General features: G+C 52.8%; 28 protein-coding genes and 5 tRNA genes. 13 read left to right on the top strand and 20 right to left on the bottom strand.

The window, feature by feature from the left end:
* Positions 1-55 precede the first annotated feature (55 nt).
* The 3 genes from AOY24_RS06315 to AOY24_RS25620 all read right to left on the bottom strand — a co-directional run bounded on the left by AOY24_RS06315 (position 56) and on the right by AOY24_RS25620 (position 1872).
* Positions 56-131 (bottom strand) — tRNA-Asn (locus AOY24_RS06315).
* Between the two features lie 99 nt (positions 132-230).
* On the bottom strand, positions 231-1718 hold the full coding sequence (locus AOY24_RS06310; protein WP_044266802.1) for an EmmdR/YeeO family multidrug/toxin efflux MATE transporter: 1488 nt from the start codon (positions 1716-1718) through the stop codon (positions 231-233).
* A gap of 1 nt (position 1719) precedes the next feature.
* Entirely contained in the window at positions 1720-1872 is a 153-nt protein-coding gene (locus AOY24_RS25620; protein ID WP_220132970.1) for a DUF5951 family protein, read from the bottom strand.
* Between the two features lie 6 nt (positions 1873-1878).
* Here AOY24_RS25620 and AOY24_RS06305 point away from each other — a divergent pair.
* Positions 1879-1954 (top strand) — tRNA-Asn (locus tag AOY24_RS06305).
* Between the two features lie 54 nt (positions 1955-2008).
* Here AOY24_RS06305 and AOY24_RS06300 read toward each other — a convergent pair.
* The 3 genes from AOY24_RS06300 to AOY24_RS06290 all read right to left on the bottom strand — a co-directional run bounded on the left by AOY24_RS06300 (position 2009) and on the right by AOY24_RS06290 (position 5179).
* Positions 2009-3463, bottom strand: a complete 1455-nt coding sequence (locus AOY24_RS06300; RefSeq protein WP_054176321.1) for an AMP nucleosidase — start codon at positions 3461-3463, stop codon at positions 2009-2011.
* A 115-nt stretch (positions 3464-3578) separates the two neighbouring features.
* Positions 3579-4895 (bottom strand): shikimate transporter, encoded by a 1317-nt coding sequence (gene shiA / locus AOY24_RS06295; protein WP_044257580.1) that lies wholly within the window; start codon positions 4893-4895, stop codon positions 3579-3581.
* Positions 4896-5103: 208 nt separating this feature from the next.
* Positions 5104-5179: transfer RNA gene (locus AOY24_RS06290), tRNA-Asn, on the bottom strand.
* Between the two features lie 327 nt (positions 5180-5506).
* On the opposite strand from AOY24_RS06290, the gene nac reads away from it, so the two are divergent.
* Both nac and cbl read left to right on the top strand, forming a co-directional pair.
* Positions 5507-6424 carry a nitrogen assimilation transcriptional regulator NAC gene (gene nac, locus AOY24_RS06285; protein ID WP_044266804.1) on the top strand — a complete coding sequence of 306 codons (918 nt, stop codon included), beginning with the start codon at positions 5507-5509 and terminating at the stop codon, positions 6422-6424.
* A 101-nt stretch (positions 6425-6525) separates the two neighbouring features.
* Complete coding sequence (gene cbl, locus AOY24_RS06280; RefSeq protein WP_043001894.1) at positions 6526-7476, top strand: HTH-type transcriptional regulator Cbl; 951 nt, start codon at positions 6526-6528, stop codon at positions 7474-7476.
* Positions 7477-7512: 36 nt separating this feature from the next.
* On the opposite strand, the gene AOY24_RS06275 is transcribed toward cbl, so the two are convergent.
* A tRNA-Asn gene (locus AOY24_RS06275) sits at positions 7513-7588 on the bottom strand.
* A gap of 100 nt (positions 7589-7688) precedes the next feature.
* Complete coding sequence (gene mtfA / locus AOY24_RS06270) at positions 7689-8486, bottom strand: DgsA anti-repressor MtfA (protein WP_043000268.1); 798 nt, start codon at positions 8484-8486, stop codon at positions 7689-7691.
* Positions 8487-8579: 93 nt separating this feature from the next.
* Between mtfA and AOY24_RS06265 the strand changes: the two genes are divergently transcribed.
* Positions 8580-8669: transfer RNA gene (locus AOY24_RS06265), tRNA-Ser, on the top strand.
* A 145-nt stretch (positions 8670-8814) separates the two neighbouring features.
* Here AOY24_RS06265 and AOY24_RS06260 read toward each other — a convergent pair.
* Complete coding sequence (locus AOY24_RS06260) at positions 8815-9564, bottom strand: SDR family oxidoreductase (RefSeq protein ID WP_054176320.1); 750 nt, start codon at positions 9562-9564, stop codon at positions 8815-8817.
* Between the two features lie 101 nt (positions 9565-9665).
* Between AOY24_RS06260 and AOY24_RS06255 the strand changes: the two genes are divergently transcribed.
* The gene (locus AOY24_RS06255) at positions 9666-10028 is read left to right on the top strand and encodes a helix-turn-helix domain-containing protein (RefSeq protein WP_043000270.1); all 363 of its coding nucleotides are present in this window, start codon (positions 9666-9668) and stop codon (positions 10026-10028) included.
* Between the two features lie 53 nt (positions 10029-10081).
* Here AOY24_RS06255 and ompC read toward each other — a convergent pair whose 3' ends face one another.
* Positions 10082-11263 carry a porin OmpC gene (ompC, locus tag AOY24_RS06250; protein WP_043000271.1) on the bottom strand — a complete coding sequence of 394 codons (1182 nt, stop codon included), beginning with the start codon at positions 11261-11263 and terminating at the stop codon, positions 10082-10084.
* A 648-nt stretch (positions 11264-11911) separates the two neighbouring features.
* Between ompC and drpB the strand changes: the two genes are divergently transcribed.
* Genes drpB through AOY24_RS06230 form a run of 4 tightly spaced genes read left to right on the top strand, consistent with a single transcriptional unit; the run spans position 11912 to position 14864 of the window.
* On the top strand, positions 11912-12181 hold the full coding sequence (drpB, locus tag AOY24_RS06245; RefSeq protein WP_043000272.1) for a cell division protein DrpB: 270 nt from the start codon (positions 11912-11914) through the stop codon (positions 12179-12181).
* 52 nt (positions 12182-12233) lie between these two features.
* On the top strand, positions 12234-12932 hold the full coding sequence (locus AOY24_RS06240) for a phosphohydrolase (protein WP_054176319.1): 699 nt from the start codon (positions 12234-12236) through the stop codon (positions 12930-12932).
* A gap of 50 nt (positions 12933-12982) precedes the next feature.
* Positions 12983-14416, top strand: a complete 1434-nt coding sequence (locus tag AOY24_RS06235) for a DNA cytosine methyltransferase (protein ID WP_044266920.1) — start codon at positions 12983-12985, stop codon at positions 14414-14416.
* Positions 14397-14864: a very short patch repair endonuclease gene (locus tag AOY24_RS06230; RefSeq protein WP_054176318.1), complete on the top strand. Its 468-nt coding sequence runs from the start codon at positions 14397-14399 to the stop codon at positions 14862-14864. The genes AOY24_RS06235 and AOY24_RS06230 overlap by 20 nt, the downstream gene beginning before the upstream one ends.
* Here AOY24_RS06230 and yedA read toward each other — a convergent pair.
* Positions 14856-15776, bottom strand: coding sequence for a drug/metabolite exporter YedA (yedA, locus tag AOY24_RS06225; RefSeq protein ID WP_054176317.1), 921 nt, complete (start codon positions 15774-15776; stop codon positions 14856-14858). The two genes, AOY24_RS06230 and yedA, sit on opposite strands and share 9 nt — an antisense overlap.
* Positions 15777-15947: 171 nt before the next feature.
* On the opposite strand from yedA, the gene AOY24_RS06220 reads away from it, so the two are divergent.
* From AOY24_RS06220 to dgcQ, 3 genes are all read left to right on the top strand, one after another.
* Positions 15948-16865 carry a DUF808 domain-containing protein gene (locus AOY24_RS06220; protein ID WP_150547135.1) on the top strand — a complete coding sequence of 306 codons (918 nt, stop codon included), beginning with the start codon at positions 15948-15950 and terminating at the stop codon, positions 16863-16865.
* Between the two features lie 75 nt (positions 16866-16940).
* Positions 16941-17123 carry a YodC family protein gene (locus AOY24_RS06215; protein WP_043000278.1) on the top strand — a complete coding sequence of 61 codons (183 nt, stop codon included), beginning with the start codon at positions 16941-16943 and terminating at the stop codon, positions 17121-17123.
* 118 nt (positions 17124-17241) lie between these two features.
* Entirely contained in the window at positions 17242-18936 is a 1695-nt protein-coding gene (dgcQ, locus tag AOY24_RS06210; protein ID WP_043000279.1) for a cellulose biosynthesis regulator diguanylate cyclase DgcQ, read from the top strand.
* On the opposite strand, the gene AOY24_RS06205 is transcribed toward dgcQ, so the two are convergent.
* Together AOY24_RS06205 and yodD are read right to left on the bottom strand one after the other, a co-directional pair.
* Complete coding sequence (locus tag AOY24_RS06205) at positions 18933-19748, bottom strand: mannosyl-3-phosphoglycerate phosphatase-related protein (RefSeq protein WP_044266928.1); 816 nt, start codon at positions 19746-19748, stop codon at positions 18933-18935. The genes dgcQ and AOY24_RS06205 overlap by 4 nt on opposite strands.
* Before the next feature lie 290 nt (positions 19749-20038).
* Positions 20039-20266, bottom strand: coding sequence for a YodD family peroxide/acid resistance protein (gene yodD, locus AOY24_RS06200; RefSeq protein WP_042318260.1), 228 nt, complete (start codon positions 20264-20266; stop codon positions 20039-20041).
* 129 nt (positions 20267-20395) lie between these two features.
* Between yodD and dsrB the strand changes: the two genes are divergently transcribed.
* Positions 20396-20584: a protein DsrB gene (dsrB, locus tag AOY24_RS06195; RefSeq protein WP_042318262.1), complete on the top strand. Its 189-nt coding sequence runs from the start codon at positions 20396-20398 to the stop codon at positions 20582-20584.
* Positions 20585-20639: 55 nt separating this feature from the next.
* Here the strand turns inward: dsrB and rcsA are convergent, their stop codons facing one another.
* The 7 genes from rcsA to fliM form a co-directional block, all read right to left on the bottom strand.
* On the bottom strand, positions 20640-21263 hold the full coding sequence (gene rcsA, locus AOY24_RS06190) for a transcriptional regulator RcsA (protein WP_054176315.1): 624 nt from the start codon (positions 21261-21263) through the stop codon (positions 20640-20642).
* Between the two features lie 274 nt (positions 21264-21537).
* Complete coding sequence (gene fliR / locus AOY24_RS06185; RefSeq protein WP_043000282.1) at positions 21538-22332, bottom strand: flagellar biosynthetic protein FliR; 795 nt, start codon at positions 22330-22332, stop codon at positions 21538-21540.
* 8 nt (positions 22333-22340) lie between these two features.
* Positions 22341-22610, bottom strand: a complete 270-nt coding sequence (fliQ, locus tag AOY24_RS06180; protein WP_044257593.1) for a flagellar biosynthesis protein FliQ — start codon at positions 22608-22610, stop codon at positions 22341-22343.
* A 9-nt stretch (positions 22611-22619) separates the two neighbouring features.
* On the bottom strand, positions 22620-23357 hold the full coding sequence (gene fliP / locus AOY24_RS06175; protein WP_043000284.1) for a flagellar type III secretion system pore protein FliP: 738 nt from the start codon (positions 23355-23357) through the stop codon (positions 22620-22622).
* On the bottom strand, positions 23357-23734 hold the full coding sequence (fliO, locus tag AOY24_RS06170) for a flagellar biosynthetic protein FliO (RefSeq protein ID WP_082366172.1): 378 nt from the start codon (positions 23732-23734) through the stop codon (positions 23357-23359). The genes fliP and fliO overlap by 1 nt, the downstream gene beginning before the upstream one ends.
* A complete protein-coding gene (fliN, locus tag AOY24_RS06165; protein ID WP_042318274.1) occupies positions 23734-24147 on the bottom strand; it encodes a flagellar motor switch protein FliN in 414 nt (137 codons plus the stop codon). Before fliN ends, fliO begins: the two co-directional genes overlap by 1 nt.
* A complete protein-coding gene (gene fliM, locus AOY24_RS06160; RefSeq protein WP_042318275.1) occupies positions 24144-25148 on the bottom strand; it encodes a flagellar motor switch protein FliM in 1005 nt (334 codons plus the stop codon). The genes fliN and fliM overlap by 4 nt, the downstream gene beginning before the upstream one ends.

The following is a 25148-nucleotide window of genomic DNA, read 5'->3' as shown; positions in this document are numbered from 1 at the left end:
CCAGTTGATATAAATGCAGAAAGCAGACGTCAGTGAACGTCTGCTTCCCCTAATCTGGCTCCTCTGACTGGACTCGAACCAGTGACATACGGATTAACAGTCCGCCGTTCTACCGACTGAACTACAGAGGAATCGTGTGAACGGGGCGCATATTAGCGACGCCCACTGCCGTTGTCAAAGCCTGAATGCACCATCGCGATCGTTTGTCGAAATATTCCTCATTTCGTTGTTTATTCAGACGCAACGGGTGATTTTGTCAGCTTTTGATGTTCCGGGCGCGGGTATTTCCATAGCCAACGTCCGCTAACCATACGCCAGTAAAACAGCGCTGCACGTACCGCCCAGTCGAAGAACATTCCCATCCAGACCCCGACAACACCCCAGCCAAGTACAATCCCCAGCGTATAACCAGCAACCACTCGACAGCCCCACATTCCCAGCATCGATACCCACATGGCAAAACGTGCATCGCGCGCGCCTTTAAACCCTGAAGGTAAAACCCAGGATGCAGCCCAGATCGGCATAAACGCCGCGTTGAGCCAAATCAGGATGACAACCACGTCTTTTACCTCCTGATCGCGGGTGTAAAACGAGGCCATCAGCCCGGCAAACGGCGCGCTCAGCCAGGCGATGGCGGTCAGGCCAATCGTGGAAAGCCAGAACACGTGGCGTAACTGAATCTCTGCCTGGGCAATCTGTCCGTTTCCAAGACGTCTTCCGGTAATAATGGTGGATGCCGACCCCAGCGCGTTTCCTGGTAGGTTAATTAGCGCGGCAATGGAGAATGCGATGAAATTACCGGCAATGACGCTGGTGCCCATCCCGGCGACAAACATCTGCGTTAATAACTTGCCGCCGTTGAACAGTACCGATTCAATGCTGGCCGGGATACCAATCCCCATCACTTCCCAGATAATGGCGAAGTTCAGCGGTTTAAAATAACTTTTCAGCGGAATGCGCAGCGCCGGGTTAAAGCCAATCATCAGCACCCAGATAATGGCAACCGCGCCAATATAGCGCGAAATAGTCAGGCCCAGTCCTGCGCCGACAAAGCCGAGCCCTTGCCAGGAAAAAACTCCGTAAATCAGGATGCTACTGATAATGATATTAAGGATATTCATCCCACCATTTATCAGCAGCGGAATTTTCGTATTGCCCGCGCCGCGCAACGCGCCACTACCAATCAGAGCAATCGCTGCGGCAGGATAACTAAGGACCGTTAATTCCAGGTAAGTCAGCGCCAGCGCCTTCACTTCCGCTGTCGCTTCGCCTGCCACTACATTGATAATCTGCGCGCCAAAGTAATGAATCACCGCCGCCAGGATCACGGCAAACAGCGTCATAATCACCAGAGATTGCCGGGCCGCAGCACGGGCGCGTCGGCGGTCACGTTTACCGAGGCTAAAGGCCACCACCACCGTCGTCCCCAGATCGATAGCGGCAAAAAAAGCCATAATTACCATGTTGAAGCTGTCAGCGAGACCGACGCCCGCCATCGCTTCTTTACCCAACCAACTGACCAGAAACGTACTGAGTACGCCCATCAGCAAAACGCAGGTATTCTCCAGAAAAATAGGCACAGCAAGTGGGGTAATTTCGCGCCAGAAAAGTACCTTATAGCTCTTGCGTTTGGCATACCAGGGCGTGCGGGTGACGGCCTGACGTAGGGCAGCGGAGACGTTCAAAATGGACCTTAGAGAAGAAAGTTGAAACCTCATTTCAAATGATGAGGGAGAAACGGAAAAGCTGCAAAGTTTTTTGCCGATTAAATCTCCGCAATTGCAACAAATTGTTGAGAGAAGCGCCAATTAACCGTGCATGTCTGAAATGGGGTTTGACAAAAGATTTTTCGCCGCTAAGATAAGCCTCCACAACGATTCCTCTGTAGTTCAGTCGGTAGAACGGCGGACTGTTAATCCGTATGTCACTGGTTCGAGTCCAGTCAGAGGAGCCAAATTTAAGAAGCCCGCTTTTTAGCGGGCTTTTTGCTTTCTGCCTCTGGTTCTTCTTAACGGAATGGTGGCTCGTTGAAGGTGCGCAGTTTGCGGGAGTGCAGACGGTCGCCTTCAGCACGCAGCAGGTCAATGGCGCGAATACCAATCTGCAGGTGTTCGGAAATGGCCCCCTCGTAGAAACGGTTTGCCTGACCGGGCAGTTTGATCTCACCGTGCAGCGGTTTATCCGAAACGCACAACAAGGTGCCATAGGGCACTCGGAATCGGTAACCCTGTGCGGCGATGGTGGCGCTTTCCATATCAATTGCCACGGCGCGACTCAGGTTAAAACGTAGCGCTGAGGCGGAGTAGCGCAATTCCCAGTTGCGATCGGAAGTGGTCACCACCGTTCCGGTACGCAGACGCTGTTTGACTTCTTCACCGGGCATGCCGCTGACCATCTTCGTCGCGTCATACAGGGCGCGCTGTACCTCTGCAATGCTAGGAATCGGGATATCCGGCGGCAGTACCGCATCCAGCACCTGATCATCTCGCAGATAGGCATGGGCAAGCACATAATCGCCAATCGCCTGGCTTTCACGCAGGCCGCCGCAGTGACCAATCATCAACCAGACATCAGGGCGCAGAACCGCCAGATGGTCGCAAATTGTTTTGGCGTTAGACGGGCCTACGCCAATATTTACCAGCGTGATCCCCTGACCGTCGGCAGTGATCAGATGCCAGGCGGGCATCTGGTGTTTCTTCCAGGCCAGATCGGAAATGGCTTCTTCGGGCGCTTCCGTCTCAGCGGTGATCCAGATGCCTCCGGCGCAGGAAAGCGCAATATATGGGCTGTCCGGATCGAGAATTTGACTGCATCCCCAGCGCACAAACTCATCCACATAGCGGGTGTAGTTGGTGAACAACACGAACGGCTGAAAATGTTCCACCGGCGTGCCGGTATAGTGACGTAACCGGGCGAGTGAGAAATCGACCCGTCGTGCGTCAAAGTGCGACAGGGGAGAATACTCGACGGGATGATAGATGCCATCTGCGGTTTCATCACCAATTTGCGCCAGTTCGGTGGTTGGGAAATGGCGGGTTAGCCCAGCGCTCATTGAGCGGTCAAGTGTGAGCTCAGAACCGTCAATCACGTACGGATAGGGGATCTCATGCTGTGATGGCTCGACGGTGATCTGCGCGTCGTAGTCCTGATACAACAGCGTGAGCTGTTCTTCCAGATAGGGGCGGAACAGTCCCGGACGAGTGATGGTCGTGGTATAGCAACCTGCATGAGTAAAACGCCCATAAGCACGGGTTTTCGGGGGATTGGTGGCATTGCCATCCCAGGTAACAGAAAGCGATGGATAAACAAAAAGACCTTTACTCCGGGCGGTGAAATCGGGAAGTTCCCCCGTTTCAATGTACTTGCCAATGGCACTGCGTAGCGCCTGAACCGACTGCTCGTAGAGTGCATCAAGTTTTTCCAGCGCTTGTGCAGGCGTCAGGCTGGAGCCCTTACTCTTCATCTGTGTCTCCTTGTTCTACAGGTGTACTGCTCACCCGATAGTATGTCACCGGAATGTGAAACAAAAGTCAGAGTTTTAGAGAAAAGGCGAGAGCCGAATGGCCCTCGCAGAGAACTCAGGCGTGTTGCTTATCTTTCATCAGCAATGCGGTGGCGGCCGAAATCAGGCAGCCTGCCAGCAGGTATATAGCCACGCTGTGCCAGTCGCCACCGGAGAAGGTAACCAGCGCCGCGGCGATGAAGGGGGTGAATCCGCCGCCCACCACGCTGGCAACCTGATAACCCACGCCAGCCCCACTGTAGCGATATCCTGCACCGAACATGCCGGTGAACATCGGTTGCTGCACACAGACCACCATGTCATGAGCAATGTTAGCAAGCATGATCGAGAAGAACACAATCCAGAAAATCGACTGTGATTCGAGAGCCATAAAGAACGGAAATGCGCTTAGTGTGCCAATCAACGCACCGGTAATATAGACGCGCCGACGGCCAAAGCGGTCTGCCAGCCAGGCAAAGCAGGGGATGGTCAGGCAGCTTAACCCACCGACCAACAGGCCGATATTCAGAAAGAGCTCACGCGGCAGGCCGAGGTTTTGCGTCGAGTAATTCAGGGCGAATGCGGTAACGATGTACATAGTCAGCAGTTCGCACAGACGGAGTGCAATAATCTTTAAAAAGGCACCCGGATGGCGTACGAGCGCTTCCATCACCGGCAGGCGCTTTTTCTCTTCAGGCGCCTGCTGTTTCTGCTGTTCAAATTCTGCTGACTCTTCCATCCCGTTTCGCACCCATAACGCACCAAGCACCAGGACGATGCTGAACAGGAACGGAATACGCCAGCCCCAGCTCAGGAACTGCTCGTCGGTCGTCAGATAACTGATCAATGACACAAGACCTGTGGAAAGCAGCAGACCGACGCCGTAGCCCACTTGTACACCGCTGCTATAGAACGCTTTTTTGTTTTCTGGCGCGCTTTCTACGGAGAGTAATGCGGCACCGCCCCATTCACCGCCGACCGCAAATCCCTGAATCGCGCGCAGCAGTACTAACAGTACCGGCGCCCACCAACCAATAGCGGCGAATGAAGGAAGAATGCCAATCAATGCTGTGGCAATACCCATCATCCAGACGGTGAGCATCAGCATCCGCTTACGGCCTAAGCGATCGCCGAAGTGGCCGAAGATCACGCCGCCCAGCGGACGGAACAGGAAACCGACACCAAAGGTGGCAAATGCGGCAAGCGTACCCATTGCCGGGCTGACCTGCGGGAAAAACTCACGGTTAAAGACCAGTGCGGCGGTAATGCCATAAAGCAGAAAATCGTACCAGTCGACGACGGCACCGGCAAAGCTGCCCAGCGCGGCACGTCTGGCGCGATTAAGCGATGGGGTTTCCTCTACGGAGGGGGTGGAGATGAGGGTGGAATCCATAGTAATCCTGTCTGTACTGATTTTATTATTAGTATGGGAATAAGAGTCACACACATTGCGGCCAACCTATAAGTGGTTGTTATGAGACTACCGCGACAGACAGGAAGAGAAAACGATTTTTAATCCACAAAGGGCAGAACAGGAAAATGAAGCGGATATGGCGTCCGAAAAAGCAAAAAGCCCGCTAAAAAGCGGGCTCTTCAAAATTTGGCTCCTCTGACTGGACTCGAACCAGTGACATACGGATTAACAGTCCGCCGTTCTACCGACTGAACTACAGAGGAATCGTGTGAACGAGGCGCATATTAGCGACGACGATTGGGGTTGTCAAAGGGGGAAATGCGATTGTGCGTCTGTTTGCTGACAAAACCAGCAAAGCGGTGAACTTTCGGTCTCCGGTGGGCTTTGCCCCATTCTGGTGCGTGTCTACCCCGGATGGGGCAGATCGGAAACCGCTGACGAGAATCGATATTACCGATAACAATCATAAATGCTTATTTTACGGCGATTTAACACCAATTCCTCCTCTTATCCGAAACTGGCAAGCATCTTGCAATTCTCTCCTGACATCACTGCCAGCATGGGTTCTGGCATTCCGGACAGGAGGCAAAATGAACTTCAGACGATTGAAATATTTCGTGAAAATTGTCGATATTGGTAGCCTGACACAGGCCGCTGAAGTATTGCATATCGCACAGCCCGCGCTGAGTCAGCAGGTTGCCACTCTGGAAGGCGAGCTCAATCAGCAATTGCTCATTCGCACCAAACGGGGGGTGACGCCGACTGAAGCGGGAAAAATTCTCTACACCCATGCGCGAACGATCCTTCGTCAGTGTGAACAGGCGCAGTTAGCTGTCTGTAATGTTGGGCAAACCTTAACGGGACAGGTGTCGATCGGTCTTGCACCGGGCACTGCTGCGTCGTCGGTCACCATGCCGCTGCTACAGGCGGTGCGCGCAGAACTGCCCGAGGTACTGGTGTATCTGCATGAAAACAGTGGGGCCGTACTGAACGATAAATTATTGAGTGGTCACCTGGATATGGCGGTGCTCTACGAGCGTTCTCCACAGGCAGGCATTACCAGCCAACCTCTGCTCAAAGAAGACCTCTTCCTTGTTGGTACCCGCGATTGCCCGGGGCAGAGCGTAGACCTTACCGCTGTTGCACAGATGAATCTTTTTCTCCCTCGTGACTACAGCGCAGTCCGGTTGCGGGTTGATGAAGCCTTCTCACTGCGGCGTTTAACGGCGAAAGTCATCGGCGAGATTGAGTCGATAGCCACGCTGACCGCCGCGATTGCCAGCGGCATGGGCGTGACGGTGCTACCGGAATCCGCCGCGCGTTCTCTGTGTGGTGCGGCAAATGGCTGGATGGCGCGCATTACTTCGCCGTCGATGAATCTGTCGCTGTCGCTGAATATGTCAGCAAGAGGGAGTTTGTCACCGCAGGCACAGGCGGTGAAAGAGATCCTGATGTCGCTGGTGAGCAGTCCGGCACTGGATAACCGCGAGTTGCAGTTGGTCAGCTAGACGTTATTCCATGACGGAATAAGATGCAGGTTTTTATTATTTGTTATGCCGGACATCTGACTTTAACAATAGCGGCATGTCTGATGTATCCGGAGCAACAAGTGAATTTCCAGCAGCTAAAAATTATCCGTGAGGCAGCCCGTCAGGATTACAACCTGACGGAAGTCGCCAATATGCTCTTTACCTCACAGTCAGGGGTGAGTCGGCATATTCGCGAGTTAGAAGATGAGCTTGGGATCGAGATATTTATCCGTCGGGGCAAGCGTCTGCTTGGCATGACCGAGCCAGGTAAGGCGTTATTGGTTATCGCCGAGCGCATTTTAAATGAAGCCAGTAACGTACGCCGACTGGCGGATTTGTTCACTAATGACACCTCGGGCGTGTTAACTATCGCCACGACGCATACGCAAGCGCGATACAGTCTGCCGGGGGTGATCAAAGCCTTCCGCGAATTATTCCCGGAAGTTCGTCTGGAATTAATTCAGGGAACGCCGCAGGAAATAGAGACGTTATTACAAAATGGCGGGGCGGATATTGGTATTGCCAGTGAACGGCTGAGCAACGATCCTCTTTTGGTTGCTTTCCCCTGGTTTCGCTGGCATCACAGCCTGTTAGTGCCGAATAATCATCCATTGACCCTGGTTTCGCCGCTTACGCTGGAGTCGATTGCCCACTGGCCGCTGATCACTTATCGGCAAGGGATCACCGGGCGTTCCCGCATTGATGAAGCTTTTGCACGTAAAGGTCTGCTGCCGGATATTGTTCTCAGCGCGCAGGATTCCGATGTGATTAAAACCTATGTCGCGTTAGGACTGGGGATTGGTCTGGTGGCGGAACAGTCCAGCGGTGAACAGGAAGAGGGGGCGCTGACGCGACTGGATACCCGGCATCTGTTTGACGCCAATACTGTCTGGCTAGGACTGAAGCGCGGGCAACTCCAGCGCAACTACGTCTGGCGATTTATCGAACTGTGTAATGCGGGATTGTCCGTGGAGGATATCAAGCGGCAGGTGATGGAGCCTGATGACGTGGCGATTGATTATCAGATATAAAGCAAAAAGCCCGCTAAAAAGCGGGCTTTTTAAATTTGGCTCCTCTGACTGGACTCGAACCAGTGACATACGGATTAACAGTCCGCCGTTCTACCGACTGAACTACAGAGGAATCGTTTGAACGAGGCGCATAATACTGACCTCGCTACGGCGTGTCAACAGTAAAATTAGCACGCTTTTTCAAGTGGTTAATTAATCCCCAAAATGGAGGATCAGTGAACCTGCGCAGGGTCAAATGGGTCATCGTCTTCGTTATCACGAAGGCGTTGCAGAGGGTCCTGCTGATAGAACTGGCAGAAACGTTGCCACAGCGCGGGGAACCGTGGCGCAAAGAGTTCCGGGGCGCTGAAGAAATATTCTGACAGGACCGCAAAACATTCCGCCGGATCGCTCGCCGCATAGGCATCAATGCTCGATGCCGTTTCACCCACCAGATCAATTTCATCCTGAATATTGTTCATTGCGGCGTGCAGGTCATGCTCCCAACTGGCGACTTCCCGCAGAGGAATCAGCGGGATGCCGCTGGCGCGATCGCCATTACGCATGTCCAGCTTATGGGCAACTTCATGAATAATCAGGTTAAACCCGGAGGCGTCGAAGGAGTCCTGAATATCCAGCCAGTTCAGGATGATTGGTCCTTGCTGCCAGCTTTGTCCGGACTGAACAACGCGCTGGTTGTGGACCAGACCAATATCATCTTCCCATTCGTCATCGACGACAAAGGGCGCAGGGTAGATCAGCACCTCATGGAAGCCATCCAGCCATTCGATACCCAGTTCCAGAACCGGCAGACAGAAAAGCAGGGCGATGCGCGCGCTTTTCAGCGAGTCGAGTTCGAAACCCTGAAGGGCGACCAGCCTTTTTTGTTGCAGGAATCGCTCTGCCAGCGCAATGAGTCTGGCTTGTTCTTGCGCGGTCAGGGTCACAAGCAGGGGGATTGCAAGGGCTTCCTCCCACTGAGCAGACTCATTTTGTGCGGTGTCTTGTGCTTTCCAGGGCCACTTAATCATCGATTTGCTCGCAAACTCGTCACTTGAACAAAATTGAAGGGACAGGGTCTGTTAAAATGCCAAATTACCTGGCATGATGGCAACCATCAAAACGGAGAGATGCCGGAGCGGCTGAACGGACCGGTCTCGAAAACCGGAGTAGGGGCAACTCTACCGGGGGTTCAAATCCCCCTCTCTCCGCCACTATTCAAGCACTTACCCTTCCTGTTGTCAGTGACGCACGTCCCGTTGAGTAAAACGAACAGAGATATAACGCCGAAGTTCCCTTCAGCGCCATTATGTTCGTCACATTTTCAATGACGATCACGAACAGCCAGGAAGCCTGGAATCACAGATTGCCGGTTCCACCATCTACCAGTAGTTCCGTACCTACGGTATAACCCGACTCATCAGATGCCAGATAGAGCGCGGCCTTCGCCAGTTCCGTTGGCGTACCCATGCGTCCCAGAGGCACCAGGCTGGCAATGTCACTTTGCAGCGTGCGCTGCGCTTCTTCACTAAGTCCCAGCTTATTGAGCGCGGGTGTGGAAACTGGGCCTGGGCTTAAGCCATTAACGCGTATTCCCCGGGGTAAGAGTTCTGCCGACAGTGTGCGTGCGAGCGATAATAATCCGGCCTTACTGGCGGCGTAAACGCTGCTGGTTGGCAGACCAATATGCGCGCTGACCGAGCCGCAAAGGATCACGGAAGAGGGATTACTCAGAAGTGGCAGCAGTGCCTGCAGCAAAAAGAAAGGCCCCTTTAGATTGATTTGCATCAGGCGGTCCCACTTTGCCTCATCCCACTCTTCGATCAGTCCGTGCGTGACGTCACCCGCATTGACGAAAATGGCATCCAGCCCCGGCCAACGCGAAGCGAGGGTTTCTGCCAGCCCTTTTTGTGCCTGAATATCCCCGGCATCGGTGGCAATCACCCATGCGCTGTCACCCAGAATGCGTTGGGCTTGAGCGAGCGTGTCGGGATTGCGCCCTGTGACAGCGACATGCGCGCCTTCAGCAATAAACTCCTGCGCAGTTGCCAGACCAATACCACTGGTCCCGCCTGTAATGAGCGTATATTTACCTGTTAAGCGACCCATTTTACTTCTCCTGAATTGTCTCTGGAGAATGCACTATAGAAACGTTAGTATCTAAAGGAAACCAGGTACCAAATGGATACTAAAGAGGCAAGAGGTGTGCTATGGCGGAATCAGCCGACGGTGTAACGGAGAAAAATGTTCAGCATCAACCCTGTCCGATGACTCGCTTCGTCAGTCTGGTCTCCGGAAAGTGGGCAATACCGATTTTATACCGTCTGATCGTACTGAATGCCCCGGTGCGTTTCGGCGAGTTATTGCGGGCTGCAGCCCCCATTACGCAAAAAGAGCTGACAAAACAGCTGCGTTTATTTGAGTTACGCGGACTGGTGTCACGTACAGTTTATCCGGAAATTCCACCGCGCGTTGAGTATCAGATAACGCCATTGGGATTGACCATGCATGGTGCACTGGCGCCTCTGGCTGACTGGATGCGGGAAAATGGTGACAAGCTCAATACTGAGTGACATTTCAGGCACAAAAAAGCCCGCCGGAAGCGGGCCTGGAATTATTCTGGCGATTAGAACTGATACACTAAGCCCACAGCAACGATGTCATCGGTCGCGATGCCATTGTCTGCATAGAAGTGGTCATCGTTATCCAGCAGGTTGATTTTGTAATCAACGTAGGTGGACATGTTTTTGTTGAAGTAGTAAGTCATACCTACATCAACATATTTCACCAGATCTTTGTCGGTGTAGCGTGGGTTACCATCACCATCATGATCCTGACCACCCAGTTCCTTCCCTTTAGATACCAGGTAGGCGATAGAAGGGCGCAGACCGAAATCGAACTGGTACTGTGCAACCGCTTCAAAGTTTTTGGTCTGGTTGGCAATACCGCCATTGGTTTCACCTTTACCGCCGCCGTAATAGGTCATGTTGCGAGTTTCGGCATACATTGTGGCCAGATAGATATTGTTCGCGTCATATTTCGCGCCAATGGTCCAGGCTTCAGCTGTTTCACCACCGGCGTAGTTGTTGGCACGAGAACGATCGCCATATCCACGAGAAACCTGATCATCCGTGCGGTCAGATGAAGAATAGGCTGCACCCAGGCTTAAACCGAAGTCAAAGTCATAAGAGGTGGACATACCGAAACCGTCGCCGTTTTCCTGGGCCAGTTTACGATATGTGCTATTGCCTGAGCCTTCCTGGCCAAAACTTGCGCCTTCATTGTTGCCCTGATACTGCAGCGCGAAGTTCAGGCCATCAACCTGACCAAAAAAGCCTTTGTTACGGTAGGTGGCTACGCCGTTAGTACGACCCAGCATATAGACGTCGGTCTGGGTGTAGGAGTCACCACCAAATTCCGGCAGCATATCAGTCCACGCTTCGACGTCATAAACCACACCGTAGTTACGACCATAGTCGAAGGTACCATTCTGACCGAAACCTAAACCCGCGAAGCCCAGACGCGTTGCGGAATCGCCTTTGTCACCTTCGGTGCCGCTTGCGTTAATGTTATATTCCCACTGACCGTAACCAGTCAGTTGATCCATGATCTGGGTTTCACCCTTGAAGCCCAGACGCACATAGGACATGTCGCCATCACTGTCAGTGTTGTCTGAGAAGTAGTGCAGTCCATCCACTTTCCCATAGAGGTCCAGTTTATTGCCGTCTTTATTATAGACTTCAGCAGAATGGGCTGCGCCAGCAATCAATAATGCTGGAACGAGCATTGCCAATACTTTTCTTTTCATTATGTATTCCCTTATGATAATAATCTTCATGAATAAGTGCTGCTTTCCAGAAGAGCACGTCTGGATACTATTCCAGGAGTTCATTTTATTTTAAAAATAACATGTAACAATTGTATTTTAAATATTTCTAAATGTTTCAATGTGGGTATTTATAATTCATATTGTATGATAAATATAAAACAAATTCATTATCTTTATGGTTTAATATCAAGTATTTATGCTTTTTTGTTTTGATATTGATGACTTGGATGTTTTCCAGATGACAATCGTACCCATTTGCCGAATGTGATAATTAAAAAAAACCGGCATAAATGCCGGTTATAAAAAAATGATTAAATGATAAAAAGGCTAATAACACGTTTATAGTGCCATGATTAATATAAAACAAAAACCAGATTGATGGGTTGGCGTTTTATTTGTTTATGATATGAGTAAATAAACAGGAGTCTGGATATTTTTGAAAATAAACGGAAATAACAGAGTGTTTTGTGACATAACTAAAATTGCCCTGGATCAATACATCTGCAAAATCAATGATTCGTGGCTATATTGTGACGCACAGAACAGAAAAATGTGACTATAATCACAAAAAAGAGCAAAAAAAATCTTTCGAGTTACGTCACAAAAATGGAGTTTCCTTTGAGCAGTATGGAAGAAAAAGCAACGCGGAGTCTGGGCGGTAAACTAGCATTGTGGGTGTTTTACGCTTTCTGCGTCTATTTTGTCTGGGCCATGCTTCGTTATGCCTGGGTGATCAGCCACATCCAGTCAATTCCGGTTGCCGGATTTGAAAGTTCGCTTGGCTCAACCAGCGGAAAATGGATGGGGGCTTTGCTGGGGTTTCTGGTACTTGGGCTGGTGGGGCTGATTCTTGGCGGCATCGCCTGGTATACGCGCCCGCGTCGTCAGCCAACGTGAAGCTGCCGGAGAAACTTGCTACTGTAGCCTTTCTTAACGTACGGGAGGCACTGTGGATCTTCAGCACTGGCAATCACAATTTGAAGCATGGCTATGCCATCATCACACCCGGCAGGACGCCGCGCATGATATTTTTCACTTCCGCCGCGTCTGGGCGACATCCCGACAGTTGATGGAGGGACAGACGGTCGATGAGCTGGTCGTGCTGACCGCGTGTTATTTTCATGACATTGTCAGCCTTGCCAAAAATCATCCGGATCGTTATCGCTCGTCGGTCCTGGCGGCGGCAGAAACCCGCCGTATCCTCATCCGTGATTTTCCCGCTTTCCCCGAGTCGCAACTGGCCTCGGTTTGCCATGCGATTGAAGCCCACAGTTTTAGCGCAAATATTGCCCCCCTCACTCTGGAAGCGAAAATTGTTCAGGATGCCGACAGGCTTGAAGCGCTGGGCGCGATTGGGTTGGCGCGTGTTTTTGCCGTTTCCGGCGCGTTAGGCGTGGCGCTTTTTGATGGCGAAGACCCCTTCGCCGAGCGGCGAGCGCTCAACGATAAACAGTTTGCCCTTGATCACTTCCAGACCAAATTACTGGCGTTGCCCGACACCATGCAAACCGAGCGTGGCCGGGAACTGGCCCGGCATAATGCCGGCTTCCTGGTGAACTACATGGCAAAACTGAGCGCGGAGCTAAAAGGGGAGTACGAATCTGTCGATCCGGCGGTGATCCGCACGTTTAGTCCCAGCCACTCGTGAGGCCAATTTTATGTTAACCTGACGCCACTCTTTTTTGGTCGGTTAACGATATGCAGCAAAATCTTTCAGTAACAGGTTCGCTGGTTCCCGCAACAGACAGCAATGCAGACGTTGCGCAGGCGTTATTGGCGAAATTGTTGGAAATTTATGATGTTAAAACGCTGGTGGCTCACCTGAATGGAATCGGCGAGAACCACTGGAGTCCGGCCATTTTAAAGCGCGTAGTGGCGAATGCCTCCGCCTGGCACCGATTAAGCGAACGAGAGTCGGGGTTTTTGCGTACCCTGTTGCCCACGCCGCCAGCGCACCATCCGCACTATGCCTTCCGCTTTATCGATCTCTTTGCCGGTATTGGCGGTATCCGTCGCGGATTTGAGGCGATAGGCGGGCAGTGTGTGTTTACCAGCGAGTGGAACAAACATGCGGTGCGTACCTATAAAGCTAACTATTACTGCGACCCGGCCAGCCACCACTTTAATGAAGACATTCGCGACATCACGCTCAGCCATCGCGAAGGCGTCAGCGACAGTCAGGCGGCGGACCATATTCGTCAGCATGTGCCGCAACATGATGTTCTGCTGGCAGGCTTTCCGTGCCAGCCGTTTTCCCTTGCCGGGGTGTCGAAGAAAAATGCGCTGGGACGCGCCCACGGTTTTGCCTGCGATACTCAGGGAACACTGTTCTTTGACGTTGTGCGAATCATCGATGCCCGCCGTCCACCGATTTTTGTTCTGGAAAACGTGAAAAACCTGAAGAGCCACGATCAGGGCAAAACGTTCCGCATTATTATGCAGACGCTGGACGCTCTGGGTTACGACGTTGCCGATGCAGAGGATAATGGCCCGGACGATCCGAAAATCATCGACGGCAAACATTTTTTGCCGCAGCACCGGGAACGCATCGTGCTGGTCGGGTTTCGTCGCGATCTGAACCTGAAGCGCGATTTTACCCTGCGTAACATCAGCACGCGTTACCCGCCGCGGCGGACGACGCTGGCGGAATTACTGGAACCAGTGGTTGAAGCCAAATATGTGTTGACGCCTGTACTGTGGAAATATCTCTACCGCTACGCGAAAAAACATCAGGCGAAAGGTAACGGTTTTGGCTACGGCATGGTCGATCCCGCGAATCCGAATAGCGTGACGCGAACGCTTTCCGCGCGCTATTACAAAGATGGTGCTGAAATTCTGATCGACCGCGGTTGGGATTTCGCCACCGGGGAAGTGAATTTCGACGATCCGCAAAATCAACAGCATCGTCCACGTCGCTTGACGCCGAGAGAGTGCGCACGACTAATGGGCTTCGAGTCGCCGCAGGGATACCAGTTCCGTATCCCTGTTTCTGACACCCAGGCCTATCGCCAGTTTGGAAACTCGGTGGTCGTGCCCGCGTTCGCCGCCGTGGCGAAATTGCTGGAAGAGAACATTAATGCGGCGGTCGCGTTACGGCAGCAAGAGAGCGCTCATGGCGGACGTTCACGATAAGGCAACGCGCAGTAAAAACATGCGGGCCATTGCAACCCGCGATACGGCTATCGAAAAACGACTGGCTGGGCTGCTGATGGAGCAGGGGCTCGACTATCGCGTTCAGGATGCTTCACTACCCGGTCGTCCTGATTTTGTGGTGGATGAGTATCGCTGCGTCATTTTTACCCACGGCTGTTTCTGGCACCATCATCACTGTTATCTGTTCAAAGTGCCCGCGACGCGCACCGATTTCTGGCTGGATAAGATTGGTAAAAACGTGGCGCGCGATCGCCGCGATATCCAGAATTTACAGGAACTGGGCTGGCGGGTGCTGATCGTCTGGGAATGTGCGCTACGCGGACGGGAAAAGCTTAGCGACGCTGCGCTGTCAGAACGTCTTGAAGAGTGGATCTGCGGCGGCGGCGCGCCCGCGCAGATCGACACTCAGGGGATGCATTTACTGTAACGTTTTTTTGTTTTCCATCGCGTCAGGCATCGGTTTGGCCGGGAAAAGGTATTTCCCCAACGTGACCAGAACGACCGCAAAGACAATGACCCCCAGCGCCAGCCATTCAATCGGCGCCAGACGTTCACCTCCCAGTCCCGTCCCCAGTAACACCGCAACGACCGGATTCACATAGGCATAACTGGTTGCCAGCGCGGGGCTGACGTTACGGATCAAATACATATAGGCATTGATGGCAATGATGGAACCAAACAACGCCAGGTAGCCGACCGCCAGCAAGCCTGACAGCGACGGCAGCGCGGTCAGTTTTTCACCGCTGAGCAGTGAGGCACACATCAGTACGATCCCGGCGGCGAGCATCTCTATTGCGCCGGCCATCATCCCCACCGGTAGCGTAATACGCGAACCGTAGACGGAGCCAAACGCCCAACTGATCGAACCGATCAGAATTAATATCGCCCCCCACGGATTGCCGCTCAGATTACCACCGCTGTTGAGCATCACGATCCCCGCCAGCCCAATCGCAATCCCCAGCCATTCGAGCCTGCGGGTTTTAATGCCAAAGAAATGGCTAAAGCACAGAGTGAATAGCGGCACCGTCGCCACCACGACCGCCGCGATCCCGGAAGGGACGTTTTGATGCTCCGCCAGGGTAACCAGACCGTTGCCGACGGCCAGCAGTAAAATACCAATCAGCGCCGCGTTAAGCAGAGGACGAAGCGGCGGCAGTTTATGGCCGCGCAGTAGTAAAAAGGCGGTTAACAGTCCCCCGGCGGCGAGAAAGCGCACGCCAGCCATCATCAGCGGCGGCCAACTTTCCACACCGATACGGATGACGAAATAGGTGGAACCCCAGATGATATACAGCGCGAACAGCGCGCTGAAAAGCGGTAACAACTGCCTGAAACGCATAATCCCTCACGTGAAAAACGCTAACAAGCGACATAGTAAACGCGAAAACTATCAGGCTGGCGAGCGATATAATTCATGCGTCTTGTTAAAAAAATGTTGACGAATAACACCAGTTTCGGCCTCGCGTGTTTTACTCCATACTTAACGCTTCAAGAATAAAAAAATGAGGGAATAATTTTGGCAGGAAGTAGCTTACTGACCTTACTCGATGATATCGCCACGCTGTTGGATGACATCTCGATGATGGGCAAACTGGCCGCGAAGAAAACCGCTGGTGTACTGGGGGATGACCTGTCGCTTAACGCGCAGCAGGTGACGGGGGTAAGAGCAAACCGCGAGTTGCCGGTGGTCTGGAGCGTTGCGAAAGGCTCGCTGGTTAACAAAGTGATCCTGGTGCCGCTGGCGCTGCTCATCAGCGCCTTTATTCCCTGGGCGATTACGCCGTTGTTGATGATTGGCGGCGCCTTCCTCTGTTTTGAGGGCGTGGAGAAAGTCCTGCACACCTTCGAATCGCGAAAACACAAAGAAGATCCGGCTGAGCGACAGCGGCGGCTGGAAGCGCTGGCGGCGCAGGATCCGCTGGCGTTTGAGAAAGATAAAATCAAAGGCGCAGTGCGAACCGACTTTATTCTTTCAGCAGAGATCGTGGCGATTACGCTCGGGATTGTGGCCGAGGCGCCGTTGCTCAACCAGGTGCTGGTTTTGTCAGGCATCGCGCTGGTGGTGACCATTGGCGTTTATGGCCTGGTTGGTCTCATCGTTAAGCTGGATGATATGGGGTACTGGCTGGCAGAAAAAACCAGCGTGCTGGTGCAGACATTAGGGAAAGGGCTGCTGGTTGTCGCGCCGTGGCTGATGAAATCACTGTCGGTGGTGGGTACGCTGGCCATGTTCCTGGTGGGCGGGGGAATTGTGGTACACGGTATTGCGCCGTTGCATCATGCCATTGAACAGTTTGCCCAGCAGCAAAATGCTGTGGTGGCGTTGATTTTACCGACGCTGCTGAATCTGGTATTGGGGTTTATCATCGGTGCCATCGTTGTGCTGCTGGTGAAAGCCGTTGCCAGAATGCGCGGGGTTGCGCACTAAAAGTCTTCCTCAGAATGAGGCAAAACCGGACATCCTCGTCTAAGGTGAAAACGTTCACTGGATACAGGAGGTAACATGGTTTTTTTGGTCAGTGAGGAAGTGACTGTGAAAGAGGGCGGTCCGCGTATGATTGTCACCGGCTATTCCAGCGGTATGGTGGAGTGTCGGTGGTATGATGGGTTTGGCGTCAAGCGAGAGGCATTCCATGAGTATGAACTCGTCGCTGGCGCTACCTGTAGACGGTGTGATGAAGCCTGATGACAAAACGCCCGGCGGATGTCGGGCGTTTTCTTAAAAAATGCGTGACGGCAACAATACGTAACGTACTGCGTTATGCCAGGATTAGGAAAGCAACAGCGAGTAGGGAGTGGGCAGAGTGCCGCACGAAGCAACGATGGAAAACGGGGGCTGGCTGAAAACGTTGGCGCGGCGACTCGGCCCTGGCCACGTCGTGAATCTCTGCTTTCTGATTGTCATGTTTTTTTCGACTCTTCTGACCTGGCGGGAAGTGGTCGTCCTGGAAGACGCCTATATCTCCAGCCAGCGTAATCATCTGGAAAATGTCGCCAACTCGCTCGACAAGCAGTTGCAATTCAATGTGGATAAACTGCTGTTTCTGCGTGACGGGATGCATGAGGCGCTGATCACCCCGCTGGGGTTTTCGGTCTTAAGAGATGCGGTTACCCATTTTGAGCAGTTGCGTCATTCACGCGTCTGGCAACTTGAGCTGGATAAGCGACGGACGCTGCCGCTGAATGGCGTTTCTGATGCGTTTGTAAGTCAAACTCAGTTGCTCTCGCGTGACGATCAATCGCTGAATAACGAGCTGACCGCCGCGCTGGAAGTGGGCTATTTGTTGCGTTTAGCGATCATCCGTACATCGATGTCGCAACAGGCGATGTATGTTTCGCGCGCGGGCTTTTACGTCTCCACGTTACCGACATCGCTGTCCAGCGATATTACTACCCGATATTACGACTACGTGATCCAACCCTGGTTTACCGAGCAGTCGCAGCGAAAAAACCGCATGCGCGGCGTACGCTGGTTCACCACGCCGTCACCCGATCTCTCTTACGAGCAGCAGCGCGTGACCGTGAGCGTACCGCTGGATTATCACTTTTACTGGCTTGGCGTGCTGGCGATGACCATCCCCGTGTCGGCAGTCGAACGGTTTATGGATGAAGCCATCGATAAGGACGTGGAGGGGGTGTATCAACTCTATGACAGCAAACTGAAGCTGCTGGCCGGTTCCTCGGCGGAATTGAGAAACGCGAACACCTTTGATGAGCGCGAACTGGCGATGCTCGCGCACGATATCGAACAGGATACCGTAGGCGGTTTGCGCATGGGGAGCCGCTACATCAGTTGGCAACGTCTGGATCATTTCGATGGCGTACTGGTGCGGGTACATACCTTAAGCGAAGGGGTACACGGCGATTTCGGCAGCATCAGTATTGCGCTGGCGTTACTGTGGGCGCTGTTCACCGCGATGCTGATCATCTCCTGGGTGGTCATCCGTCAAATGGTCAGCAATATGTTTGTGCTGCAAAGTTCACTCCAGTGGCAGGCCTGGCACGATACGCTGACCCGCTTGTATAACCGCGGCGCGCTCTTTGAAAAAGCTAAGCACTTGACTCAGCGTTGCCGAACGCAAAAACAACCGCTGTCGGTTATTCAGATCGATCTGGACCACTTCAAAAGTATTAATGATCGCTTTGGTCATCAGGCCGGGGATCGGGTGTTAACGCATGCCGCAGGCTTAATCAGCGGGACGTTGCGTACTTATGATGTTGCAGGGCGAGTCGGCGGGGAGGAGTTCTGTGTGGTCCTGCCGGAAACGTCTCTGGCGCAGGCGGAGCAGATAGCTGAGCGCATCCGCCTGCGGCTGAATGAGAAAGAGATTCTGGTGGCGAAAAGCGCCACGTTGTGGATTAGCGCCTCACTCGGGGTGAGCAGTACCCAGGAGACCGGAGACTATGATTTTGAGCAGCTCCAGTCACTGGCGGACCGTAGACTCTACCTGGCAAAACAGGCAGGCCGTAACCGGGTCTGTGTCTCGGATAAAGGCTAAGGCGTGGCGAAAAAATGGGTCATGCCTTCGTCCCAGCCTTCCGGTCCCTCTCGCTGCGTGCGGTAAACCTGCACGGTGCTGTCGGGGCGTAAAATTACCCCTTCGCGACTTAAGCCTTTCACGATGACGGCGTAATCCATCGCCTCCAGCAGTGGCGCGTCATTCGGGCCATCACCCAGTCCGACGGTGACCGGACGTCGCTTCCACTGGCGCTGATAGAGATCAATCAGCCCGTTTGCAGCCTGATCTTTTCCAGCGCTGGCATCCAGGACATGCCAGAATCGCGCGCCCTGAACAAACTGTAATCCCAGGTCGTTTAGCTGTCGGGTGAAGTCGGCCATTCGATCATCGCTGTCGCGCCAGATCAGCGTGACTGAGGCTTCATGCAGGCGCGTTAAGCTGGCCTGGGCATGTGTCAGGCCAGTCCACTCGGCGATGGTGGATTCATCGACATCATCAAACGTCGTAAATTTAAACGAGGATCGGGTACGAAGTTTGTTAATCACGGCGCTAATTTCAGCATGTGAAGCACCGGCTATCTGTCGCGGGAAGTCAGGATGCGTCTGCCAACGGCTGTCCAGTTCAACCACGGCGCCATTCTCAGCAATCAGCGGCAATCCCTGTAAACCGAGTAACTTCTGGATGTGCAGCATTTCCGCTGCCGTTTTGCTGCTGCACAGGATCAGCGGAATATTTTTCTCACGCAGTCGGGCGAGCCAGGCGGCGGCAGGCTGCCAGTCATAAGTGTGACTGTCCAGCAGCGTGCCATCCAGATCGGTAAAAATCAGCAATGGAGCGTCGAGTGAAAGCATTTTTATTCCTGTCACGTGGGTCGCCGTATTCTGGATAAATCCTAAAAACAGGGTGTTTGGCCTGAAGGGGAAATGGGATCGATCCCGTCATCAGGCGCGCTGGCAGCCGGTCCGTTCCAACCATTAGAAGGATTAATCATTTGTCTGAAAAATATTTGCTTGTCATACAAAAAAATTGCGGATAAGGTTTAGCGTACATCAGATTTCCTGGTGTAACGAATTTTCAAGTGCTTCTTGCATAAGCAAGTTTCATCCCGACCCGTTAGGGTCGGGATTTTTTTCGCTGCAGCTCATCGATTAATTTCCGTCACGCTAAAATCATGGATGTCGAGCTCAAACGCCTCGGCCAATTCATGCCATGTATGATACTCACGGCCATCCACACTGACTCTGTCCGGGTCGTTTCCGCTACGATGGATCTCACTCTCGCTGATTTCATTAATCGCCGCCAGCAACGCGTCAACATCGACGCTGACTTCACGTTTTGCGGTATCGCTGTACTCTTTCGCGGTCTTCATTTCAACCTCGTCATTCACCGTGCCACAGACTAAGTATAGACCGTTGAGAAAACCCGCAATCGAACCGCTCAGACGCTGTCAGTCAGCGGTTTTTGTTCTACACTGGCACAAAGCCACAGGAGGATAATGATGAAGGTGAATGATCGGGTCACAGTCAAAACGGACGGCGGTTCTCGTCGTCCTGGCGTGGTACTGGCAGTGGAAGAGTTTAGTGAAGGCACAATGTACCTGGTTTCGCTGGAAGACTACCCGCTCGGCATCTGGTTCTTTAATGAGTCAGGGCATCAGGATGGTATCTTTGTGGAGAAGGCAGAGTAGGATTGCGACAGCCGATGTAAACCCGGCTGGTGGGACATCCACCAGTCGGGACGTCTCATCGCATGTTAACAAAGATACCGTTGGTCACGTTATCGGTTAGTCTGACGACATGATAGATAACCTGTTTGTTATGCGTCTTTATCTTTCGTTTTATATTCCCCTTATGGGATGACACCGTTTTTGCCTTGATATTCATTTGATCCGAAATTTGAATTGTTCCCTGGCCTTCCATCCACATGCGCAGCATGCTGGACTCAGTACGACTTAATGATAACGTCGGTAAATTTATTACACTGGCGGAATCCGTCTCTTTTTTCAGAATATCGCCAAGGAGATCGTCCAGGGATTCTGGCTTTATTGACTTTGAACTGATCAATAAGTTTTTTCTGACTAACAGATATTCATCAAAATGCACATTGGCAATTGCCATAAAAACAATAAATAACGTATTGGGATGCTGATTAATGATTTGCTTTATATGCTGACTGTTGGCTGGGTCATGGATAAAACAGTCTTCATTAATAAACACCACAGAAGGTTGGTGTGTATCACAAGCGATGTCGAGTTCTTCAACGGTCTCAATGTCGTTGATTTCCCTTTTTTTCACCCCTCTGCTTACCAGATACCCGGTCAAACCTAGCCGGGTGTAACTGCATAGATCCATAATAATCGTTGACATGGCTTACCCTCACTCAATGCGTAACGATAATTCCCCTTACCCGAATATCTCACACAACTTAACGGAACCGAATGCTTCACCTAATGAGACGCGTTTGCGGTTTTCAGGCGGACTTACTATCCCGTAAAGTTACGTATAATTTGCCTGGAATTGTCTTAAAGTAAATGTTGCGTTATGTGAGTGAGATAAAAACAAATAAAGCGCGTGAGAGTTATCCTGGTAGATGTTTTTACTGAATGACTTTAGGATAATCCTTAGAATAACAAGATAAACATTATGGACTATTATTAACGGGCAATTCACTAACAATATCAGCTAATAAATTGAAAATTTCGCTAAATAGGTGTTCACAAAACGGCGCAATCAACGGCATTAATGCCGCGATTAACGCGATGCCCACGGTCAGGGTAAGCGGAAAACCAATCACAAATACGGATAATTGCGGTGCCATACGATTTAGTAATCCCAGTGCCAGGTTCAGCGTTAGCAGCATGGTGATGACCGGCAGCGCCAGCATCAACCCGTTGAGGAAGATCAGGCTGCCCGCTCTGGCCAGCGCCAGAAACGCGTTGCTGTTCACCGGATTACCGCCAATGGGCAGGGTGTGGAACGTGTCGACCAACAGCGAAATCAGCCACAGATGACCGTCAAAGGTCAGGAACAGCAGCATCGCCAGCATATCGATGATTCTGGCAAGCACCGGCATATTCAGATGGCTTGCCGGATCGACAAAGGTGGCAAAGGAAAGCCCCATCTGCAGACCGATAATCTCACCCGCTGTACGCACCGCCGCAAAGGCAAACTGCATGGTAAAGCCGAGCGCGATGCCGATCAGAATTTGCTGCATCGCCAGCCATAACGCATTAAACGAAAAAATCGGCACGTCGTTAGGCGGCAACGAAGGGGCAATGACGAGGGTAATGATGATCCCCAGCCCCAGCTTTACCCGTTTGGGGACGGCACGTTCACTGAGGATCGGAGCGGTAGTAATCAGCGCCAGTACGCGCAGCAGCGGCCAGAAATAGAGGCTCAGCCACTGCAGCCATTGATCGCTGGTTACCTGCAACATCCGTCGTTTTACCCGATGATGTATGGCAGGTTGGTGAACAGCGTGCGCACGTAATCCAGCAGCAAATTCAGCATCCACGGACCGGCCACGATAATCGCCGTAAACACCGCCACGATTTTCGGGATAAACGACAGTGTCATTTCGTTAATCTGTGTGGCGGCCTGTAAAATACTGATGATAAGCCCCGTCACCAGCGCGACCAGCAGCAGGGGGGCGGCAAGCGCGAGGGCAACTTTCATGGCCTCGGTGCCAATCATCATGACCGATTCGGGTGTCATTTTTCGCCTCTAACTGTAGAAACTTTGTGCAAGCGAACCCACCAGCAGTTGCCAGCCATCAACCAGCACGAACAACATCAGTTTGAACGGGAGGGCAATGGTTGCCGGGGGAACCATCATCATCCCCAGCGCCATCAGCACGCTGGCGATCACCAGGTCGATAATCAGGAAAGGAATGAAAATCGTAAAGCCGATCTGGAACGCGGTTTTCAGCTCGCTGGTCACATAGGCGGGAAGCAAAATGCGCATCGGTACCGCTTCTGGCCCCTGAAGCGGACCGCTGTTTGCCAGACGGGCGAACAGGGCCAGATCGGCTTCGCGGGTCTGGCGCAGCATAAATTCACGTAGCGGCTGTGCGCCTTTGTCCAGCGCTTCCTGCATCGAGATTTTCTCTTCGCTGAACGGTTGATAGGCCTCAACATAAATCTTGTCGATGACCGGCGACATGATGAAAAAGGTCAGGAACAGCGCCAGTCCCAGCAGCACCTGGTTTGGCGGTGCGGACGGTGTACCGAGCGCATTACGCAGCAGACCGAAGACGATGATGATGCGGGTGAAGCTGGTCATCATCAGCAAAATAGCCGGAATAAAGGTCAGCGAGGTGATGAAGACCAGCGTCTGTACGGGGAGCGACCAGCTTTGTCCGCCGCCGGGCAGCGGTTGGCTCACCAGTCCAGGAAGTTGCGCCAGCGCGGCGGGGCTGATTAGCCATAGACCGGTCAGCGTAAGGGATAACAAACGGCGCATCAGGATCTCCCGGAACGCTTAAGCAAACTCTTCATCATGGCCTGAAAATCGGCAGGAGCAGACGGCGTCTCTTCTGGCACGACAGGGGCTGGGGGGAGGGTATGCAGCACATTGATGGTTGACGCCGTGACGCCAAGCACCAGCCGTGCATCCTCAACATCCACAATCACCACCCGCTCGCGCGGACCCAATGAGGTACTGGCGGAGACTTTCAGGCCGCGCGTACTGCCGCCTTTCGGCGCAAAACCCAGGCGCTTGATTACCCAGGCGGCTACCAGGATCAACAGGATGATCCCCAACAGCGCGCCGCTTACCTGCATCAAAGGCGAGCCCGGTGCGGCAGAAGGCTGTTGAACGGTGGCCTGGGTTTTCATGATTAACGACTCAGACGACGCATACGCTCGGACGGTGTGATGATGTCGGTAATGCGTACACCGTATTTATCGGCCACGACCACCACTTCACCCTGGGCGATCAGATAGCCGTTGATCAGGATATCCAGCGGTTCACCCGCCAGGCCGTCCAGCGCCACCACGGAACCCTGCGTCAGACGCAGCAGCTCCTTAATGGTCATCCGCGTGCGGCCCAATTCAACGGTCAGTTTGACCGGAATATCCATGATTAGATCGATATCCTGTAGCGTGCCGCTGACATCGCCACCGCCAAGCTGCTGGAAAACGGCGTCGGCCGCACTTTTGCTGGTCGTGGTTTTTTGCTCGTTCAACGCGTCAGCCCACAGATCGTCCAATGCGCCAGTGTTCTCATCAGACGGATTATTCATGTCACTCATTTGGGCTGTTCCTCATTCAGCGAATTCAAAATCGGGTTAATCAAATGTTCCACGCGTAACGCATACTGGCCGTTAACCGTGCCGTATTGGCTGGTCAGTACAGGTACACCGTCCACATGAGCAATAATGCGGTCTGGTTTTTCTATTGGCAGCACATCGCCGGGTTGCAGTTTTAATATCTGAGAAAGGCGCAGCGGAATATCGGCAAAGTTCGCCACCAGCTCCAGCTCGGAGTGTTGAACCTGACGCACCAGATTGTCGCGCCAGTTCTGATCTTCATTGCGGGAGTTTTCCAGCGGCGGGTTCACCAGCAGTTCGCGCAGCGGTTCAATCATGCTGAACGGCAAACAGATGTTGAACTCACCGGTCAGGTTGCCAATCTCGACATGGAAAGGGGTATTGACCACGATATCGTTCGGTGACGTGGTGATGTTGGTAAACTTCACCTGCATTTCAGAACGCACGTATTCCACTTCCAGCGGATTGATCGCCTTCCAGGCGTCGCTATAACCTTCCAGCGCCAGTTTCAGCATGCGGTTGATGACGCGCTGTTCGGTGTGGGTAAACTCGCGGCCTTCCACTTTCGTCGGGAAGCGGCCATCACCGCCAAACAGGTTGTCGACGGCGATAAACACCAGGCTCGGCGAGAACACTACCAGACCCGTACCGCGCAGCGGCTTCAGGTGGATCAGGTTCAGGTTGGTCGGTACCGGCAGGTTACGAGCAAACTCGTGATACGGCTGAATGCGGATCGCGCCGACGGTGATATCCGGACTACGACGCAACAGGTTAAACAACCCCATCCGGAACTGACGGGCAAAACGTTCGTTGATGATCTCCAGCGCCTGCAGACGCTCGCGCACTACGCGACGCTGGGTATTGGGATCGTACGGGCGAATTTCGCTTTCGCCCGCGATACCCGGAGTCGGCTCGTCTTTCGTGTCGCTGTCGCCATTCAACAGCGCATCGATTTCAGCCTGAGAAAGAATACTGTCGCCCAT

The sequence above is a fragment of the Citrobacter sp. CtB7.12 genome (genome assembly GCF_001297795.1).
Classification (GTDB): domain Bacteria; phylum Pseudomonadota; class Gammaproteobacteria; order Enterobacterales; family Enterobacteriaceae; genus Citrobacter_A; species Citrobacter_A amalonaticus.
Note: the sequence above shows the minus strand (reverse complement) of the source record. Positions and strands in the feature narration are given on the sequence as shown.

What these genes read in the sequence shown, in the direction of transcription:
- yodD (WP_042318260.1), bottom strand. Translation starts at nt 20,266, where the DNA reads ATGAAGACCGCGAAAGAGTACAGCGATACCGCAAAACGTGAAGTCAGC.
- mtfA (WP_043000268.1), bottom strand. Translation starts at nt 8,486, where the DNA reads ATGATTAAGTGGCCCTGGAAAGCACAAGACACCGCACAAAATGAGTCT.
- shiA (WP_044257580.1), bottom strand. Translation starts at nt 4,895, where the DNA reads ATGGATTCCACCCTCATCTCCACCCCCTCCGTAGAGGAAACCCCATCG.
- AOY24_RS06215 (WP_043000278.1), top strand. Translation starts at nt 16,941, where the DNA reads ATGGTTTTTTTGGTCAGTGAGGAAGTGACTGTGAAAGAGGGCGGTCCG.
- fliN (WP_042318274.1), bottom strand. Translation starts at nt 24,147, where the DNA reads ATGAGTGACATGAATAATCCGTCTGATGAGAACACTGGCGCATTGGAC.
- AOY24_RS06255 (WP_043000270.1), top strand. Translation starts at nt 9,666, where the DNA reads ATGGCGGAATCAGCCGACGGTGTAACGGAGAAAAATGTTCAGCATCAA.
- yedA (WP_054176317.1), bottom strand. Translation starts at nt 15,776, where the DNA reads ATGCGTTTCAGGCAGTTGTTACCGCTTTTCAGCGCGCTGTTCGCGCTG.
- fliP (WP_043000284.1), bottom strand. Translation starts at nt 23,357, where the DNA reads ATGCGCCGTTTGTTATCCCTTACGCTGACCGGTCTATGGCTAATCAGC.
- nac (WP_044266804.1), top strand. Translation starts at nt 5,507, where the DNA reads ATGAACTTCAGACGATTGAAATATTTCGTGAAAATTGTCGATATTGGT.
- AOY24_RS06230 (WP_054176318.1), top strand. Translation starts at nt 14,397, where the DNA reads ATGGCGGACGTTCACGATAAGGCAACGCGCAGTAAAAACATGCGGGCC.
- fliQ (WP_044257593.1), bottom strand. Translation starts at nt 22,610, where the DNA reads ATGACACCCGAATCGGTCATGATGATTGGCACCGAGGCCATGAAAGTT.
- AOY24_RS06260 (WP_054176320.1), bottom strand. Translation starts at nt 9,564, where the DNA reads ATGGGTCGCTTAACAGGTAAATATACGCTCATTACAGGCGGGACCAGT.
- ompC (WP_043000271.1), bottom strand. Translation starts at nt 11,263, where the DNA reads ATGAAAAGAAAAGTATTGGCAATGCTCGTTCCAGCATTATTGATTGCT.
- rcsA (WP_054176315.1), bottom strand. Translation starts at nt 21,263, where the DNA reads ATGTCAACGATTATTATGGATCTATGCAGTTACACCCGGCTAGGTTTG.
- dsrB (WP_042318262.1), top strand. Translation starts at nt 20,396, where the DNA reads ATGAAGGTGAATGATCGGGTCACAGTCAAAACGGACGGCGGTTCTCGT.
- fliR (WP_043000282.1), bottom strand. Translation starts at nt 22,332, where the DNA reads ATGTTGCAGGTAACCAGCGATCAATGGCTGCAGTGGCTGAGCCTCTAT.
- AOY24_RS06310 (WP_044266802.1), bottom strand. Translation starts at nt 1,718, where the DNA reads ATGAGGTTTCAACTTTCTTCTCTAAGGTCCATTTTGAACGTCTCCGCT.
- AOY24_RS06205 (WP_044266928.1), bottom strand. Translation starts at nt 19,748, where the DNA reads ATGCTTTCACTCGACGCTCCATTGCTGATTTTTACCGATCTGGATGGC.
- fliM (WP_042318275.1), bottom strand. Translation starts at nt 25,148, where the DNA reads ATGGGCGACAGTATTCTTTCTCAGGCTGAAATCGATGCGCTGTTGAAT.
- AOY24_RS06300 (WP_054176321.1), bottom strand. Translation starts at nt 3,463, where the DNA reads ATGAAGAGTAAGGGCTCCAGCCTGACGCCTGCACAAGCGCTGGAAAAA.
- drpB (WP_043000272.1), top strand. Translation starts at nt 11,912, where the DNA reads ATGGAAGAAAAAGCAACGCGGAGTCTGGGCGGTAAACTAGCATTGTGG.
- AOY24_RS06235 (WP_044266920.1), top strand. Translation starts at nt 12,983, where the DNA reads ATGCAGCAAAATCTTTCAGTAACAGGTTCGCTGGTTCCCGCAACAGAC.